The organism is Cutibacterium porci (assembly GCF_009696315.1).
Lineage (GTDB): Bacteria > Actinomycetota > Actinomycetes > Propionibacteriales > Propionibacteriaceae > Cutibacterium > Cutibacterium porci.
In genome coordinates this window covers 343282-360002 of the sequence record NZ_VUMG01000001.1, presented here as the reverse complement: position 1 = coordinate 360002, position 16721 = coordinate 343282, and the positions used below count along the sequence as shown (strand labels likewise).

Sequence of the window (16721 nt, the reverse complement as noted above, 5' to 3'; positions counted from 1 at the left end):
TCAACGGGTTGAGACCCGCAGGGCCTGGTCGAAGAACTCCAGCTCATGACGGCAGGCCGTCAAGTAGGCATGGGCAGCGCGGGCGCGAGTAGGCGCAGAGGCATCCTCGAACGCCTTTTCCACTAACCCGATGGCGTGCGACGCCCCGTCGACGAACTCCGGGTCGCCATAGGTCTGCAGCCATGAGGCGTACGGGTGATCCTCGCGCACCTGCGGGACCTTTGCACCCAGGTGCGCGTATAGCCAGAAACACGGCAGCACCGCCGCCGTACCAACGACATAGTCGTCACCCAGTGTCTTCGCCAACAGAAAATCCGTGTACGCCAACGTCACGGGCCCTGCGGTCACGTCGATGCGATCTCCGAGCCAGGAGCGATGCAATCCGGCCTCTTCCACAAGACACGCCTGGGCGGACTGCGCCCACCACACCGACTCGTCCTGTTCGACGGCGCGAGCCGCTAAGGCGGCAAGGGCTCGTGAGTAGTGCATGAGGTACTGGGCATCTTGGCCCAAGTAAAAATCGAAGGCCGGTTTTGGCAAGGTGCCGTCGATGAGGGCGGCAACAAAACTAGAGTCCTCAATACGCTGGGTAATATCGCCACTTGCACGCCACAGGGCACTCGTCCATAGTCCAGCTGGCGCGACCACCGCCTCGGGTGCAGGCTCGGACGGCCCCGTCAACTCTTCAGGCGACTGCAACGCCGCGATCGGCGCGAACCACGCCGCCGCCGAAGCATTCTCAGCCAACCGACGCGCCCTATGGGAGTGATCTACCGGGCCGTGCCCGGTACCGACTTGCAACGCCGATCCGTACTGAATCGCTTCGTGCAACCAGTCGGTGACCCACGTCAGGGCATCCCCCGGGGCGTCCCCAGCACCTAACCGGGTCGCCAGGGCCGCAGACAGTGAGCAGCCAGTACCGTGCGTGTTTGTCGTCTCCACCCGAACCGACGGGGCAATATGCATCGTCGAGTCCGGGGCCACCCAGACATTGTCAACCCGTCGCGAATCCAAGTGCCCCGTCTTGACGACGACGGCCACTCCCGTGTCAGCTGCCCAGCGGCGAGCTTGCTCCACGGCCTGCTCTGGACTCGTTGCCGGATCGCTTTGGCACAGCACCGCGAGTTCGGGAATATTCGGGGTGATGACGGTCGCGCGTCGACAAAACTCGCGCATGGCGGCTTCGGCATCGGGGGTCAGAAGGCGGTCCCCGCTCGTGGCGACCATCACCGGGTCAACGACAACCACCGGAGGCCGGTGCTCATCAAGGAAGGCTGCGACTGCTTCAACAATCTCAACGGTGCCAAGCATCCCGGTTTTGATGGCGTCGATCGTCACATCATCGCTGACAGCGGTCAGTTGCTGGGCGAGGAAGTCGGTCGGCGGGGTATGAATGGCGCGGACTCCCTGAGTGTTCTGGGCCACCAGGGAGGTCACGACGGTCATCGCATATCCACCTGCTGCCGTAATCGACTTCGTGTCGGCTGCGGTACCAGCACCTCCAGACGGGTCCGTTCCCGCAATCGACAGTACGCGGGGAATCGAGCCCCGGCCGGCAAGCGCTTCAGCAGTAGTCACCTCGGACATCCCTTCGCCAGTACGAACTAGATCAGGTTCCACGGGTGTGATCTCAGCGCTATCGAGGCGCACCCCGTGTCCATGGCTCAGTATGGCACCTCACGCCGACACGGACTCGTGCTCCGTTGTTGAGAACTCACAGGACGCCCTAAGAATCCTAAAAAGTCGTTGACAAGCCTCCGTTGCACTACCGCAGCACTATCGTGGGCATGGTCGAGGTTCACCGAAGAACTTCTGGCGGAGTCGTATGAGGAGCACGTCATGACGAACTTCCAGCACATCTATCAGCGCAGCTACCCAGTTAGCCCGGACGGTAACCCATTCGTCCAGAACGACCTTGGCCGCTATACCGAGAATCACCCCATTCCCCCGGACGACATTGCCGAGCGAAAGGCGTATCTCGTCGGTTCCGGTATTGGCGCCCTTACCGCAGCTGTCTTCCTCATCCGTGACGCCAAGATGCCCGCAGAAAACGTCACGATCCTTGAGGAACTTTCCGAGCCGGGCGGCGCTTTCGACGGATCTGGCGACACCGAAAAGGGATTCATTGCCCGTGGCGGCCGTGAGATGGAGCAGCATTTCGAATGCTTCTGGGACGTTATGAAGGACATCCCAGCTCTCGAGATGCCCGAGCCCTACAGCGTCATGGATGAGTTCCGGATCCTCAATGAGAACGATCCGAACGTCAACCATTGCCGCATTATTAACAACCGCGGCCAGAAGCGTTCAACCTATAAGATGGGCATCAACAAGAAGGGCCAGCTCGCCGTCATCAAACTGCTACTGGCTAAGGAATCCGACACCTACTACAAGTCCATCGAAGACTGGTTCGACGATGATTTCCTGAATTCCACCTTCTACACACTGTGGAAGACAATGTTCGCCTTCGAGCAGTGGCAATCTTTGACGGAGTTCAAGCGGTACATGCACCGCTTCTTGCACCTGCTGCCAGGGTTCTCCGACCTATCCTGCCTACGGTTCAGCCGCTACAACCAATACGACTCGTTCGTCGTCCCGCTGGTCAAGTGGCTCACCGAGCAGGGGGTCAATTTCCGGTACGACACCCTTGTCTACGACGTCGACCTCGAAATCACCGCTCATCGCAAGATCGCCCGCGGCATCCTGTGGCGCGACAAGGAGGGCAGCGAGCATCGCATCGACATGACCGCTAAGGACATCGTTCTCGTCACGAACGGCTCGCTCACCGAGTGCACCGGATACGGCGACATGGACACCCCGGCCCCCTACCACAAGGACATGCAGGCCGGTTGGGAGTTGTGGCGCAACCTGGTGCGTCGGTCCCCGGTCTTCGGACGTCCTGACGTCTTCTGCAGCGACGCCGACAAGACGGTGTGGCAGTCGATTAGCTTCAACTTCATCGGGGCGGATCACCCGTTCCTCAAGAAGATCAAGGAGCTGACCGGTAACGATCCGCTGTCCGGGCGCACCGTCACCGGCGGCATTATCACCGTCGAGGACTCGTCGTGGTGCATCTCCTTGACGATGAACCGTCAGCCGCAGTTCCATGGCCAGCCGAAAGACTGGGGAGTCGCGTGGGCCTACGGTTTGTACCCGCTCAAGAAGGGCGACCTCATCAAGAAGTCGATGCTGGAGTGCACCGGCGAGGAGCTGCTTAAGGAGTACTGCTACCACTTCGATCTGCTTGACCAGTTCGAGGAAATCAAGGCCCACACCAAGGTGCGCATAGCGACGATGCCATGGGTGACAGCTTTCTTCATGCCGCGCGGCAAGGGAGATCGCCCAGAGGTAATACCGGACGGTTGCGTCAACCTCGGCTGCCTAGGCCAGTTCGTCGAGACCCCAGACGACTGCATCTTCACCACTGAGGGATCAGCGCGTACCGCAATGATGGCCGTCTACGGACTGCTCGACCTCGACCGCGATATTCCACCGATCTGGCCAGCACAGTACGACATTCGCGCGCTGCTAGCCTCGGCGAAGACACTCAACGACGGGCATTTGCCAGGCGGTTGGCTGTTGTCGAAGCTGTTGAAGAACACCTACTTTGAAGACATCCTGCCGTGACGTCCTGACGATGCGGTTTCGGGGCGGTCGCGGTTGAATGACACCGTGACCGCCCCGAACCATGTCCAATCCCCAAGCCATGCGCACGTGTCCGTCACCCGGCTGCGCGACCTCCTACTAGCCGACATCCCAGCCTCCCGTCTGGTCATCGCCTGCGACACGATCGGCGGTATTGGGCCGCGCCCCAACGACTCCTACCCAGCCGACCCGGTGTGGTGCGCGCATTTGGGGGCGCGGGTGCCGCTACTGGAGTTACTGTGCGCCGGCGCACCTCCGCTCATCCTGGTCGACACACTGTGTCAAGACAGCGCATCGGCCCAGCCCATGATCGACGAGTTCCGGCGCTGTGCGGTCGCCGCCGGGATCGGCCCAGATGCGGTGACAGGCTCCACAGAAGACAACGTCGCTACCACCCAAACTGGCATCGGAGTGACGATCATCGGCGTCATGCCCGACAACCTGCCGACGGCCCTCGACGGCGACGCCATGGTATGTGTCGGCGCGCCAATCTCGGCCCCCGACGACGACGTCACCCCTGGTCGACGCGAAATTGTCGACGTCGCAGAAGTTCGGGCGCTGATGACCTCGGGCAAAGTACACGACTGCATCCCGGTCGGATCTCACGGGGTGGCATGGGAGGCCAGACAGTTAGCCTCCACCGCAGGCTTACAGGCCACCTTCCACACCACAGGAGTCGACCTGAATCACTCTGGTGGACCGTCAACCTGCCTCGTGCTCGCCTGTGACGAGGGTGACGTCGAGGAGCTGCGCGGTCTGGTAGCCCCAGAACGACCGTGGGAGGTCGTCGGTCGGCTCGCGGCGAGATCCTCTCGGCACCTGAGCACTACTGCCAGGCGGTGACGCCACAGACGTCTCCGCCCTGGCCAACCCCGTGCACCGCCCCTGCGCGTTTGACATCCACATCGGGGTGCTAATCTGCGTTTGCCTCGAATCGGGCTCGATCCGGGGCACTCCTCAGTGAGCGAAGTCGGTGCAAATCCGACACTGTCGCGCAACGGTGATGCCTCACGGCTCAGTCCGGTCGACTCCCTGCGGAGTGGCAGTTGATGACTCTCGCCGTAGGAGTCTGCCGAGCCCATAAGGTGTTACAGCGAGTCCTGCGGCATGACCGTAGGAAGAATCGCGTGAGTATTCCGAAGACGTCGCCCCGAAAGATCTCAGCCCTCATCGCTGCCCTCGGCATGGCAAGACAAGGCCGACCTGGGCCAGGCCTATATCGCGGCATCATCCCACGCCTACGGGGAGGGAGTGTTCGGGGAGGTCGAGACGGAGAGGTTCACTGCTGCCCTGTCGCGGATGGACGTCACCGTCAAGAATGAAGACACCCGTGAGTACGACATGCTCAGCTGCACTGATTTCTACAACTACTACGGCGGACTCATTGCTGCAGCAACGACGGTGCGCGGCGAGGCACCAATGTCCTTCGTCGGTGATTCCTCGGATCCCTCCCGCATGAGGCGACGCCCCCTCGAATCAATCGGAGGTCCAGGGTCAGCATGACCGGCATTCCGCGCCGTCACTGGCACCCTCGACTGAGCTGGCTGCCACGCATCCCCAACCAGACCCCGCCACCTATTGACGCGCCCCTCATCGACGTCAGCGAGGCCCATGACGGGCGAAGCGTGGTGCGTCGAACGGCCCACGATGGTAAAAGGTGGCTGCTACCTGGGTCGATCGCATCGGCCTTCGTCAGCCTGGTCAACATTGGGGTTCCGATGGCCCTCGGTCGTGCCATTGACGATGGAGTGGTGGCCGCACATGCCGCCGCCCTCGCAGGCTGGCTGGCCCTGGTGGCGCTGGCCTACATAGTCCGCGCGCTAGCCCAGACAGTGCGAATGCAAACCAATGTGGGGGCAGGGCTGGCCGAGCACGACCTACGGGTTCAGGCCCTCGACCGGGTCACCGCCCCGGAGGGAATCGGCGGAAAACCTCGGCTTGCCGGTGACCTCCTCGCTGTCGTCGTCACCGACGTTCGAGCAGTGTCGCGAGCCTTCATCGCCCTGACCTCGATCCCCGGCAATATCGTGACCCTGCTCGGTTCTCTCATCGCGATGGCCCTCATCAACGGTTGGTTGGTGCTGACGACGGTATGCATCGTCCCGCTGCTCATCCTGGCGTCGGTCAAGGGGGTCAGCCCGGTCAAGCGCAGCACTCGCCGGGAGCGCCGCACGGAGGCTGAAGTGGCCGGATCAGCCGCCGATCTCGCCAGCGGTCTGCGAGTCATACAGGGGTTGACGGCACAGCGTCGAGCTACCACCCGATTCCGTGTCGCCAGCCGAGAGGGGCTGGCCGCTACTCTGCGGACTAGAAGGGTTAGGGGAATCTATACCGGGGCCATTAACGCTTCGGTCGGAGTGTTCATCACGGCGCTGACAGTGCTGGCAGGGTGGCTGACCTTGGCCGGACACATCAGCGTCGGAGACCTTGTCACCGTGGTAGGTCTGGCCCAAACCCTAGGCCCACCGCTTCGCGCCCTCGGCGTCGACACCGCAACGATACTTGCCAGCGCCACCGCCTCCGGGGACAGGTTCTGCGAGCTAAGGAACTGTCCGTCCGCCTGGCCGGTCCATCCCGACGATGGAGCCCGCACAACTCCCGGCGACGGCCCGGTAGAACTCCGCGTCCCGATGGCGGACCTAGGCCTCGAACTCGACATCCCCGCCGGAATCCATCTCGGTATCGTCGCCCCCCAGCCCGTGTGTGACTCCCTTGCAGAGGCCATCGACCACAGCCCTGAAACCATGCTCAACGGTGTGCCGGCGAGCCGTCTCAATCCTGCCCAGCGGCGTCGTCTCGTGCTGGTGGCTCCCCGCTCCCCAGAGCTTTTTGACGATACCGCTCGGGCCAATATCGTGCTGGATCGCCAAACAACGGTGGCCAAACTCAACGCCGTTGTGAACGCCGCCGCCCTAGACACCGTCATCAAGGTGCTCCCGCGTGGCCTGGAGACCGAGGTCGGGGAGGGGGGTCGTCATGTCTCTGGAGGCCAGCGTCAGCGTCTGGCCCTGGCCCGAGCCTTGCTGCATTCCCCCGACGGCCTCGTGCTCGTTGACCCCACCACCAGCATCGACGCCGTCACCAGCGCCACCATCGCGAAACGGTTGCAGGAGTTACGAGCTGGCCGCACCACCGTCATAGCCACCACCTCTCCGGCCCTTCTGGATCGGATGGACGAGGTCGTCATGATCGACGAGAACGGTCACGAGGTTGCCCGCGCCCCCCATCGTGAGTTGCTGGCCCGGGAGGATTACCGGGGGATGCTGTCATGAGCACTCCCCGCTGGCTGCCACTGGCTACGCCCGCCCACGTTCGTCAGGAGGTCCACCGGGCGGCACGTGGCGTGCGCGGATACTTCGTCGCGGCGGTAAGCGTCATCATTGTGGCATCTTTGCTCGATCTGGCGGTGCCGATGGCGACTGGATGGATCGTCGATGCCGCCCGGGCCCATCGTCCACCCGCGTCGCTGCTCACCCCGGCCATTGTCATGGCGGTCGCGGTGATTGGGTCGGGGATCTGCAACGGTGCCGCTCAGGCCCTGACGCCGTCCTTTTTCACAACCATCGTCACCCGACTGCGAGAATCGATGATCGAATCCGGTCTGGGGCTGGATCAACAGCGGGTAGAGCGAGCTGGTACGGCTGACCTTGTCTCGCGCGCCTCCGACGACGTCACGGCAGTCCGTGACGCGGCCAACGGAGCTCTTCCACGCCTTGTCAACACCATGATCATGGTGATCGTGTCGATCGGCGCGATAGCCAGCCTGCACCCGCTCTTCTCCGTACCGTTGCTCATCGCCTCAGCGCTCTACGGCCTAGCGATCAAGGATTTTCTGCGCACCGCTCCGCCGGTCTACCAGGCTGAAAGACGCGCCTCGACGACCCAGTCCCAACACATCCTCTCCACTATTCACGGCCTCGACGTCGTGCGCGCCTTCGGACTGGAGAACCTGCGCACCCGAACAGTGGCGAGCGGATCTTGGCAGGCGATCCGCTGGAATTTACGGGGACGATTCCTCGGTAACACCCTGATCGTCAGGTTGCTGGCTGGGGAGGCCGTAGCCACCATCGGCGTGGCGTGGACTGGATACTTCCTCGTCACCACCGACCGGCTGAGCGTCGGTGCAGCGGCAACAGCCATCCTCGTGCTGCTGAGACTGTTCTCTCCGGTGCGGTTCCTGCTGATGTTCCTCAACACCTTGCAGGCCGCCTGGGTGTGTCTGCAACGAATCGTTGGAGTCATCCAGGACCGCCACGAGGAACCCGCCGCCACTGAGCACACCCGTCCAGCCTCGGTCCGCATCGACGGGCTACGTTTCGGTTACCAGGACGGCCCGGATGTGCTTCACGAGGTGAGCCTAGAGATTCCGGCCGGACACACGATGGTTCTCGTCGGGGAGTCTGGCGCCGGCAAGTCCACCCTGGCAGCACTAGTCGCCGGGCTACTGGAGCCTCGGTCCGGTGAGATCGTCATGTCACCTAACGGCGCCCGAACCGTGCTCATCAGCCAGGAAATCCACACCTTTTCGGGCAGCCTTCTTGACGATGTCGCCCTAGGTCTGCCGGCATCTGCAGACACCGCGGATCAGGTTCGTGCAGCAGTACAGGAGGCGCTGGCCCACGTCGGGGCAGAGTGGGTCGACACCTTGCCCAACCGTCTTGACACCATGGTGGGACGATTGGGAACTCAACTATCCCCAGCCCAGGCCCAGCAGGTGGCGCTGGCCCGGGCCCTGCTGGCTGATCCGTCGATCATCATCTTGGACGAGGCCACCGCCGAGGCGGGCAGTTCAAAAGCGGCGGTACTCGACCAGGCCGCCACCGAGGTGGTCAAAGGCCGCACCGCGCTAGTGGTAGCTCACCGTCTCTCCCAGGTGGCGATGGCTGACGAGGTTGCCATGATGGAAGACGGCCGGATCGTGGAGGTCGGGACTCCCGAGCAGCTGCGTAACGCAGACGGCCCCTTCGCCAAACTGTGGCAGGTGTGGTCGGACCAGCACTGAGCTGATCCCTGACGGTGTGATCCCCCCGACAACCTCAGCTCTCCAGGGGATCACACTGCGGGAACACAGGGTTCATCGTCAGGATGGGATCAGCGTGCCTTGGCCTCAAGAGCATCGGCCACATCGGCATCAATGCTGCGCCAGTACGCCAGCGTGTTGCCGATGACCGGCTCCTCCATGTCGAAGTTGGTGAGTAGGTCCACCAGGGTGTCAACGAGTTCGTCACGCTCCTGTTGCGAGAACACGTCATGCACCAGTGTGTGGGCCTGACCGAAATCGTCGTCGTCAGCGTGCCGGGTCTGGGCAGCGCGGATCAACTCGCCGTCGGCCTGCCAGGTTGCCTCTGTCCCCTCCCGATAGCCGGTGGCGAAAGCGCGACCGTACGAGTTTGGGGCATAGGTGGGTGCCGATCCGGAGTGCTCGAACGTCATCTGGCCGTCAAACGCGTACTGATTAGTCGGCATCACCGGACGGTTCACGGGAAGCTGTTCGTAATTTGCTCCAAGGCGGTGACGGGCGGCGTCATTGTAGGCAAAAACGCGGCCCAGCAACATGCGGTCTGGCGATAGCCCGGTGCCCTCAACGGTGTTGGACGGCGAGAAGGCGGCTTGCTCGATCTGAGCGAAGAAGTTTTCCGGATTGCGGTCCAAGGTGAACTTGCCGATGGTGTGCAGTGGGTAGTCCTTGTGCGACCACACCTTGGTGATGTCGAATGGGTTGAACCTGTAATCCTTGGCCTCGTCGTAGGGCATGATCTGCACCTTGACAGTCCACGACGGATAATCGCCGTCGGCAATGTGGTTGAAGAGATCCTCGCGGTGGATGTCAGGGTGATCACCGACGATGTCCTTGGCCTGGTCTGCGGTCATGTTGTGGACTCCCTGGTCACTGATGAAGTGGTACTTCACCCACGTGATCTGGCCGTCGGCGTTGATCCACGAGTAGGTGTGCGACGAGTAGCCGTTCATCGTGCGGTAGCTGAGCGGAATGCCGCGCGGCCCCATGAGATAGGCGACTTGGTGAGCCGATTCGGGCGACAGCGACCAATAGTCGTACATCATGTTTGGACTGCGCAGGCCAGAACTTGGCAGCCGCTTCTGGGAACGAATGAAGTGCGGGAACTTCATCGGGTCGCGCATAAAGAACACCGGGGTGTTGTTGCCGACCATGTCAAAGTTGCCCTCGTCGGTGTAGAACTTCAGCGAGAACCCACGCACGTCACGCCAGGTGTCGGGACTGCCAAGCTCGCCAGCGACTGTGGAAAATCGGGCCAGCATCGGGGTTTCTTGGCCCTCTTGTAGGAAGGCCGCCTTGGTGTATTCCGAGACATCGGCAGTGATCTCGAGGTGACCAAAAGCCCCCGACCCCTTGGCATGGGGCTTGCGCTCAGGGATGTTCTCCCGGTTGAAGTGGGCCAAGGTATCGACGAGATGCGCGTCGTGGAGCACCACCGGGCCGTCAGCGCCGACGGTCAGTGAGTAGTCGTCGCTGGGGGCTGGTGACCCATTAGCGTTCGTTGACGGTTTGCTGGGATCAATGGACATGACGACTCCGTTCTTCGGGTACACCTCTACCCTGCCGCCATGTTGGGTCATGCCCAAGGGGATTGAGCTGAATCGCCTTACGGTATCCCGATCCGCGTGTGGCGAATGTGTCGATCGGTGCCCCAGCTACCACCGTTGATGGCATCAGCTCCCATTCCAAACCAGATCGCCACGGCGACGGCGCGCACCATCATTGGTAACAATGGAGTCATGACGACCGTCACGAAAAACAGCGACCAATCACGCTACGAGGCTCATATTGATGGTGAACTCGCCGGGTTCACTGAATTTCGACGTGAGGACAGCGTCATCGTCATGCCTCATACCGAAGTGTTCGACGCTTTCGCTGGAAAAGGGGTCGGCAGCGCATTGACACGCTTCGCTCTTGACGACATCGCATCCCAGGATCTAGCGGTGCACCCAGAGTGCTCGTTCGTTAAGGGCTGGTTGGATAAGCATCCCGACCATCCGGTCAAGGTGGTGTGAGATCCACCCGCGATGTACGGGGATGGCGTCAGCAGGCATAGTATTTTAAGGATCCAATAGTCAAAAAGGATTCGCCGTGTCCTTTTCCTCCGCCAGGTCGCGCCGGGCCTGGCTCATGGTCGGGGCCGGCACGCCCTCACCACACTCCCGCCCAGGAGGCAGCCATGCCTGAAATCATGCGCGCCAGTCACACGCCCGACACGAATAGGCGTAGTTGGCACCGTAAAGCGTCGCGTCCGGTGTCGGGATGGTTAGCGGCCCTGCTCATTGTGGCGATAGTGAGCCCATGGATCCCACAGTCGCGATGGCTGCTAATACATATGGTCACATTGGGCGTCGCGACGACGTCAATCATGGTGTGGGGCCAGTATTTCACCGAGGCAATCCTGCACAACAACCTCACTGACGCCGACCGTCGTCGTCAGGTGCTGCGCATCAGGCTACTCACAGTCGGCATCGTCGTCGCCTGTGTCGGCATGGTGGCGACGTGGCCGTGGGTGAGCGTCGTTGGTGCCGCCGTCGTCGGATCGACATTGACATGGTACGCCTTTGCCCTCGCGCACCAAGTTCGCCACGCCTTGCCGGGACGGTTCACGTCGACGGTGTGGTTTTATTGCGCGGCCGCCAGTCTGTTGCCACTGGGAGCGACTCTCGGGGCGATTATGACCTTCTCCCCCACCGAACCTTGGCGGACCCGCCTCCTGGTAACCCACCAAGCCCTCAACCTGCTCGGCTTCGTCGGTCTGACCGTTGTCGGCACCCTCATCACGTTGTGGCCGACCGTGCTTCGCACCAAGATGCAGCCCTCCCAGGATCGCCACGGCAGGGTGGCTCTGGGCGTCATGCTCATTGCGGTGGTGGTGACGAGCATCGGTGCGTTGTGCGGACTGTGGTGGCTGGCTGCCCTGGGCGTGACAACCCACATCGCCGGCGTCTGCATCGTGCTGGGCGACCTTGTGGCCTGCGCTGCCCGTAAGCCGCCACGCGACTTCCCCGGATTCACAATGGCGGCGGCGATGTGCTGGATGCTGGTGTGGCTCGTCTGGCTGGTCTGGAAGCTGGCTACCACCGGCACCCGTCTGCTCGCCGACGACATCTTCACCCTGTCTGTGCCTGTCATCGTCGGGTTCTTGCTCCAACTCCTCATCGGAGCGATGAGTTACCTCATGCCGATGGTGATGGGCGGTGGGCCGAAGATCGTCCGAGCCACCAACGCCAAGATGCACGCCTACGGGGCACTGCGCGCCACGATCACCAACGCCGGCCTGCTGTTGTGGGTGCTCGCGGTAGGCATGTGGACCCGCCGAATCGGCATGGCGATGGCCATCGTCGGATTGGCAACTTTCCTGCCAGCTACCGCCGCGATGGTGCGCACCGGCATTCCCATGCTGAAGGAAAAGGGCATGGCAATTCGGCAAGCTCCTCCCATGAAGGCAGAAGCCCCCGATTCCGGCGAGAAAACCACGCAACCTCCGGATCGGTCCGCTGTGGCCGGGACCACCGAGAATGCCGTCGAACCTGCCGCCACCACACCACCAGATCGCCGCTCCTTCGTCGGGGCCTTCGCTGGTTTAGCCACGGCACTCACCGCAGCTGCGGTCGGCCATCGACTCGACGCGTCCGCTCCAACCGATGGTTCACCAACCGCCGGAAATGTCGCGCCTACTGGTCACACCACGAGGGTCGCCATTACGGCTGAGGGAATGAAATACCACCCCAACACGATTACCGTCCCGGCCGGTGACCGGCTCGTCGTCGGGATCACCAACAAAGACCCAAACCAGGTACACGACCTCCAATTCGCCAACGGGGCTCACTCGCCGCGCCTTGCCCCCGGAGCCCACGCCACCGTCAATGTCGGGGTCGTTACCCGTCCAACTGAGGGATGGTGCACCATCGTCGGGCACAAATCGATGGGAATGGTGCTTGACGTCAGGGTCAATGGCTTGCCGGCCACCAGCGACCCGGATCGCCACACCGAGACCGCGAGTCCTCGTCGCAAGATAGACCTCACCAAAGCCCCCGGTGGGGAATTCACACCGCGCGACGCCGTGCTTCCCCCACTTCTGGCCGGGCGGGCCCACACGATGACGCTGACCGCCGAGGACGCTGTGCAGGAGGTCGCCCCGCAGACCACTATCAACGCCATGACCTACAACGGCCGCTACATGGCCCCAGTCATCCACGCCCGGATTGGCGACCAGATGCGCGTGCACCTCGTTAACAAGTCAACGATGGCTCATTCCCTGGACTTCCACGCTGGCACAGTCTCCCCTGACGAGGTGATGCGCACCATCGCACCAGGGCAAGAACTGGACTACAACTTCACCCTGCATCGCGCCGGAATCTGGCTCTACCACTGCTCCACCGCTCCGATGTCGGCCCATATTGCGGCGGGAATGTTTGGGGCCGTCATCGTGCCCCCGCATGATCTGCCCAGCGCTGACCGACAGTTCTACCTAGTGCAGTCGGAGACCTACCTCAGCGAGTACAACGGCGCAGAAGTCGATACCGCCAAAATTGCTAACGAAACCCCTGATCTGACGATGTTTAATGGCCATGCTAACCAGTACGTCTTCGAGCCTCTCAAGGCCAAGGTCGGCGAACGGGTGCGCATCTGGGTGCTCGCAGCTGGCCCGAGTCGGGGGTGCTCCTTCCACGTCGTCGGAACCCAATTCGACACTGTTTTTAAGGAGGGCACCTATATCCTCAAGCGTGGCAATCCAGAAGGCGGCGGTTCCCAAGCCCTCGATTTAGCCAGCGCCCAGGGAGGTTTCGTCGAAATGGTCTTTGAGGAGCCGGGACGCTACACCTTTGTTAACCACTCCTTCGTGGAGATGGAGCGCGGTGCTAAGGGATTCATTGAGGTGACGGCATGAACACACGACACGATGACACCGCGAATCTGGTCGATCCGGGGTCGCAAAAGCGTATCGACGAGGTCGCCAATGCCCTGCGCCGACGTGGCGGTTCCGCGACGAGCACCGAGATAGCCGCCGATCTGGGGATCCACCCCTCCACAGCGCGATTCCATCTCGATCGCCTGGTCGAGCAGGGACGCGTGGAGATGACACGTCAGCACCGGGCCACCCGAGGCCGCCCGCGCACGATCTTTACCCTTGTCAGCGACGAAGGGCCACGAGCCTATCGGTTACTATCTGCGATGCTCGTTGAGGCGCTGACCGCCAGCGACCACCCGACGGCCACGGCGATGCGCATTGGACAGCGCTGGGGCCAGCATCAGCCCGGCGACCTTGTCGCAGTACTCGATGACATGGGCTTTTCCCCGGTCCGACAGGAGGATGGCATCATGCTGCACCACTGCCCCTTCCTCGACCTCGCTCGCGATCAGCCCCAGGTGGTGTGCTCCTTGCACCGCGGGGTCATCGAGGGTGTGACGGGGCAGGCCGCGACGATTGACGCCAAACCCGGAGTCCGGTGCGTGGTACACGTATCGCCTTGACGGGAACCCTCAGTCGCCTAGGCCAGTCCCGACCTGACGTGCCGCCTTCACCCATGGGTGATCAGCAGGCACGTATTTAACCTTGCCAGCGACCTCTTTCAACGGCACCGTCGTGGCGTCCCCGCCCTTTGCAGCGACCATGATATCGAACTCACCGTCGTCAACAAGCCTGGCCCCCATAGTTCCCAACCGGGTGGCGAGCAGACGGTCGTGGGCACACGGGATACCGCCGCGCTGCACATAGCCGAGGATCGACACCCGCGACTCTAACCCGGTAGCCTCCTCAAGCTGAGTCGCTAGTTTGAGGGTGTTATCACGCATGGAATGCTCAAGGTCCTTCTTGGCTTTCTTGGCGGCCGCCTTCGTCTCAGGGGTCTTGGAAGCATCAACAAGGGCCTGAGCACCTGCCATCGCGGCTGAATCAGCCTCGTCGCGAGCCCCCTCAGCCACCGCAATGACGGAGAAATTCAACCCCTGCTTTTGCCGGTTTTCCACCGCTTGGACGATGGAGTCCAGTTTGTAGGGCACCTCGGGTAGCAAGATGACGTCGGCGCCGCCAGCGATACCCGACCCGAGAGCTAGCCATCCAGCACGGTGACCCATAATCTCGGCGAGGATGATGCGGTGGTGAGAGTGGGCGGTAGAGTGCAGCCGGTCAATGGCCTGTGTGGCGATCTCTAGCGCCGTCGAGAACCCGAAGGAGTCGTCGGTTCCGACGATGTCATTGTCAATCGTCTTGGGCAGATGCAAGACGTTGAGTCCGGCTTTGGCGAGCTTGTATGCGTTCTTGGACGTGCCACCGCCGCCTAAAGTCACCAGAGCGTCGAGTCCCAGTTTCTCGTAATTCTCGACGATGGTGGGGACCATATCCCGTTCCTCGCCGTCGATCATCATGTGATTGACCTTGTCACGGCTGGTTCCCAGGATGGTCCCGCCGACGGTCAAGATGCCCGAGAGAGCCCGCGGACCCAACGTGATGGTGCGGTTTTCCGCTAATCCGAGGAAGCCGTCTTGAATGCCGACGAGCTCCATACCGTGTTGACGGATTGCGGCCTTGCCAAACCCACGGATCGCGGCGTTGAGGCCAGGGCAGTCACCGCCTGCGGTGAGAATGCCGACCTTCTTTTTCTTAGACATGACGACTCCTGAATCTATGTCGGGTGGTACCCATCCTTCCATGAATCGCGCCGAGATCACTGCGGGCCGCCGTGGCAATCGTGCGCACCTTCGAGCCAGGTGCCATAGTGGCAAGCAGCTGCCGGCATATCGAACACGTTTGCCACGGTGGCGGGGCTGGCCCAGGGTTGAGTGAGGTAGCCACCGCTAGGCAGGCGGCGGCCATCGAGATTGCGCCAACCATCATCGCGGCCCAGCACGTCACAACGTCAGGCAGCCCAGCCGTGGCAATCGTGCGAGAAAACGCTGCACGAACCTCTTGAGATGGCAACGGGCTGGCCTTCTCACCGAATTACCACACCCCCGCCCCAAGGCAGCCACATAAGGCTCTACCCTTTACAGACGCATTATTTAGGTTATTCCCTAAATCAACGGCGGCAGACGAAAACAGCACGGGAAAGGAGCGGCTCCATGCTCGTCTGGGTCATTCTTGCCGACCAAATCGACAGTCGTCGTCATGACGACGAGGTGCCCCATCTCCTTCATGCCCTGACCTCTCCCGCACTACTCGTGAGCCCCACGGGTCACAGTGTCGGCACTCCTGAATGGGCTCTTCCTCCAGAACGAACCTCCGGCGACGAAATTCAGGCCCTCACCACCGATCCCGCCAGCCTCATCCACGCCATGTGGACGGTCGGCTCTGGACAATGGCGTATCGGCGTCTCTCGCGGCAACGTCAATACTCCGTTACCCGATTCAACGCGCGCAGCACGAGGGCCCGCCTACATACTGGCCCGAGAAGCAATCGAGGAGTGCCGACGACGCCGTGCAGCGATCCACGTTTGTCCCAACAACACCAATAAGATGCGACGTTTCAGCCAGGTATCCCAGGTTGTCGTCGACTTAGCCCGAGGCATGCGCCCCGCAGCCCGAGACGTTGCCATGTCCTACGATCTGTCTATGAGCAGCGATGAGACAGCGCGCTCCCTCGGAATCAGCACCTCTGCTGTGAGCCAACGACTCACCCGCGCTCGCTGGGAGTACCTCGTTGAAACCCGGCAGCTCGCCGTCGACCTCGCCCAAGACGCGCAATGAGAATCGCTGTCGCTCTCTTGGTTCTCGCCGCAGTGTGGGGCGGCAAATATGTTGTCTGCCTGGTCTTCCACGCCGCCGGAGTCCGCACCGGCGGAGACACTGGCCTGCTGCGCGGTGGTACGGATCGGATATCTGGAGCGGCTGGGAATCAGCCATCCTGGCCTGCTACCCGTCAGGGGTCGCCGTCATCCTTGGTGTCAAGACCCTTGCCCGCTATGCCGAACTGAAATCGCAACCCACTCCGGGATCGGATGCGACGAAGGCCCACCAGGAATCGAGCGCAGCCATAGAACAGTTCATCATCACAACGATGGCGTCAGCACTGTGGTCGGTACTCCTCGCGGTGGCAGCCAAAGCTCTGTGGGGCTAATCG

12 protein-coding genes, 2 pseudogenes and 1 riboswitch are annotated in these 16721 nt (G+C 62.1%); of the genes and pseudogenes, 11 read left to right on the top strand and 3 right to left on the bottom strand.

The annotated features are described in order from the left end of the window. Positions 1-1587, bottom strand: a complete 1587-nt coding sequence (locus FYJ43_RS01525; protein WP_154561338.1) for a bifunctional hydroxymethylpyrimidine kinase/phosphomethylpyrimidine kinase — start codon at positions 1585-1587, stop codon at positions 1-3. Continuing rightward, positions 1570-1664, bottom strand: a riboswitch (TPP riboswitch). It overlaps the preceding gene by 18 nt. 175 nt (positions 1665-1839) lie before the next feature. Here FYJ43_RS01525 and FYJ43_RS01520 point away from each other — a divergent pair. The 5 genes and pseudogenes from FYJ43_RS01520 (at position 1840) to FYJ43_RS01500 (ending at position 8644) form a co-directional block, all read left to right on the top strand. Then, positions 1840-3624, top strand: coding sequence for an oleate hydratase (locus FYJ43_RS01520; RefSeq protein WP_154561336.1), 1785 nt, complete (start codon positions 1840-1842; stop codon positions 3622-3624). A gap of 45 nt (positions 3625-3669) precedes the next feature. Beyond that, positions 3670-4485, top strand: a complete 816-nt coding sequence (locus tag FYJ43_RS01515) for a transcriptional regulator (RefSeq protein ID WP_326833222.1) — start codon at positions 3670-3672, stop codon at positions 4483-4485. A 339-nt stretch (positions 4486-4824) separates the two neighbouring features. Then, a pseudogene (locus tag FYJ43_RS01510) lies at positions 4825-5109 on the top strand (cobaltochelatase subunit CobN); the annotation flags it as partial. Positions 5110-5141: 32 nt separating this feature from the next. Continuing rightward, on the top strand, positions 5142-6914 hold the full coding sequence (locus FYJ43_RS01505; RefSeq protein ID WP_154561332.1) for an ABC transporter transmembrane domain-containing protein: 1773 nt from the start codon (positions 5142-5144) through the stop codon (positions 6912-6914). Continuing rightward, on the top strand, positions 6911-8644 hold the full coding sequence (locus tag FYJ43_RS01500; RefSeq protein WP_154561330.1) for an ABC transporter ATP-binding protein: 1734 nt from the start codon (positions 6911-6913) through the stop codon (positions 8642-8644). The genes FYJ43_RS01505 and FYJ43_RS01500 overlap by 4 nt, the downstream gene beginning before the upstream one ends. 89 nt (positions 8645-8733) lie before the next feature. Here the strand turns inward: FYJ43_RS01500 and FYJ43_RS01495 are convergent, their stop codons facing one another. Continuing rightward, positions 8734-10188: a catalase gene (locus FYJ43_RS01495; protein ID WP_154561328.1), complete on the bottom strand. Its 1455-nt coding sequence runs from the start codon at positions 10186-10188 to the stop codon at positions 8734-8736. A gap of 210 nt (positions 10189-10398) precedes the next feature. On the opposite strand from FYJ43_RS01495, the gene FYJ43_RS01490 reads away from it, so the two are divergent. The 3 genes from FYJ43_RS01490 to FYJ43_RS01480 all read left to right on the top strand — a co-directional run bounded on the left by FYJ43_RS01490 (position 10399) and on the right by FYJ43_RS01480 (position 14137). Continuing rightward, positions 10399-10674 carry a GNAT family N-acetyltransferase gene (locus tag FYJ43_RS01490; RefSeq protein WP_154562100.1) on the top strand — a complete coding sequence of 92 codons (276 nt, stop codon included), beginning with the start codon at positions 10399-10401 and terminating at the stop codon, positions 10672-10674. A 164-nt stretch (positions 10675-10838) separates the two neighbouring features. Continuing rightward, positions 10839-13553, top strand: coding sequence for a multicopper oxidase domain-containing protein (locus tag FYJ43_RS01485; RefSeq protein WP_154561326.1), 2715 nt, complete (start codon positions 10839-10841; stop codon positions 13551-13553). Beyond that, positions 13550-14137 carry a helix-turn-helix transcriptional regulator gene (locus FYJ43_RS01480; RefSeq protein WP_154561324.1) on the top strand — a complete coding sequence of 196 codons (588 nt, stop codon included), beginning with the start codon at positions 13550-13552 and terminating at the stop codon, positions 14135-14137. The genes FYJ43_RS01485 and FYJ43_RS01480 overlap by 4 nt, the downstream gene beginning before the upstream one ends. A gap of 9 nt (positions 14138-14146) precedes the next feature. On the opposite strand, the gene FYJ43_RS01475 is transcribed toward FYJ43_RS01480, so the two are convergent. Continuing rightward, complete coding sequence (locus tag FYJ43_RS01475; protein WP_154561322.1) at positions 14147-15274, bottom strand: 6-phosphofructokinase; 1128 nt, start codon at positions 15272-15274, stop codon at positions 14147-14149. Positions 15275-15381: 107 nt separating this feature from the next. Between FYJ43_RS01475 and FYJ43_RS01470 the strand changes: the two genes are divergently transcribed. The 3 genes and pseudogenes from FYJ43_RS01470 to FYJ43_RS01460 all read left to right on the top strand — a co-directional run bounded on the left by FYJ43_RS01470 (position 15382) and on the right by FYJ43_RS01460 (position 16718). Beyond that, positions 15382-15576, top strand: a complete 195-nt coding sequence (locus FYJ43_RS01470) for a hypothetical protein (RefSeq protein ID WP_154561320.1) — start codon at positions 15382-15384, stop codon at positions 15574-15576. A 148-nt stretch (positions 15577-15724) separates the two neighbouring features. Then, positions 15725-16348 carry a sigma factor-like helix-turn-helix DNA-binding protein gene (locus tag FYJ43_RS01465; RefSeq protein WP_154561319.1) on the top strand — a complete coding sequence of 208 codons (624 nt, stop codon included), beginning with the start codon at positions 15725-15727 and terminating at the stop codon, positions 16346-16348. Then, positions 16345-16718, top strand: a pseudogene (locus tag FYJ43_RS01460) (hypothetical protein). The gene FYJ43_RS01465 and the pseudogene FYJ43_RS01460 overlap by 4 nt, the downstream one beginning before the upstream one ends. Positions 16719-16721 lie beyond the last annotated feature (3 nt).

Excerpts from the sequence above, each read along its gene's own strand:
- FYJ43_RS01520 (WP_154561336.1), top strand. The coding sequence starts at position 1,840 with ATGACGAACTTCCAGCACATCTATCAGCGCAGCTACCCAGTTAGCCCG.
- FYJ43_RS01465 (WP_154561319.1), top strand. The coding sequence starts at position 15,725 with ATGCTCGTCTGGGTCATTCTTGCCGACCAAATCGACAGTCGTCGTCAT.
- FYJ43_RS01495 (WP_154561328.1), bottom strand. The coding sequence starts at position 10,188 with ATGTCCATTGATCCCAGCAAACCGTCAACGAACGCTAATGGGTCACCA.
- FYJ43_RS01475 (WP_154561322.1), bottom strand. The coding sequence starts at position 15,274 with ATGTCTAAGAAAAAGAAGGTCGGCATTCTCACCGCAGGCGGTGACTGC.
- FYJ43_RS01485 (WP_154561326.1), top strand. The coding sequence starts at position 10,839 with ATGCCTGAAATCATGCGCGCCAGTCACACGCCCGACACGAATAGGCGT.
- FYJ43_RS01490 (WP_154562100.1), top strand. The coding sequence starts at position 10,399 with ATGACGACCGTCACGAAAAACAGCGACCAATCACGCTACGAGGCTCAT.
- FYJ43_RS01480 (WP_154561324.1), top strand. The coding sequence starts at position 13,550 with ATGAACACACGACACGATGACACCGCGAATCTGGTCGATCCGGGGTCG.
- FYJ43_RS01525 (WP_154561338.1), bottom strand. The coding sequence starts at position 1,587 with ATGTCCGAGGTGACTACTGCTGAAGCGCTTGCCGGCCGGGGCTCGATT.
- FYJ43_RS01500 (WP_154561330.1), top strand. The coding sequence starts at position 6,911 with ATGAGCACTCCCCGCTGGCTGCCACTGGCTACGCCCGCCCACGTTCGT.
- FYJ43_RS01505 (WP_154561332.1), top strand. The coding sequence starts at position 5,142 with ATGACCGGCATTCCGCGCCGTCACTGGCACCCTCGACTGAGCTGGCTG.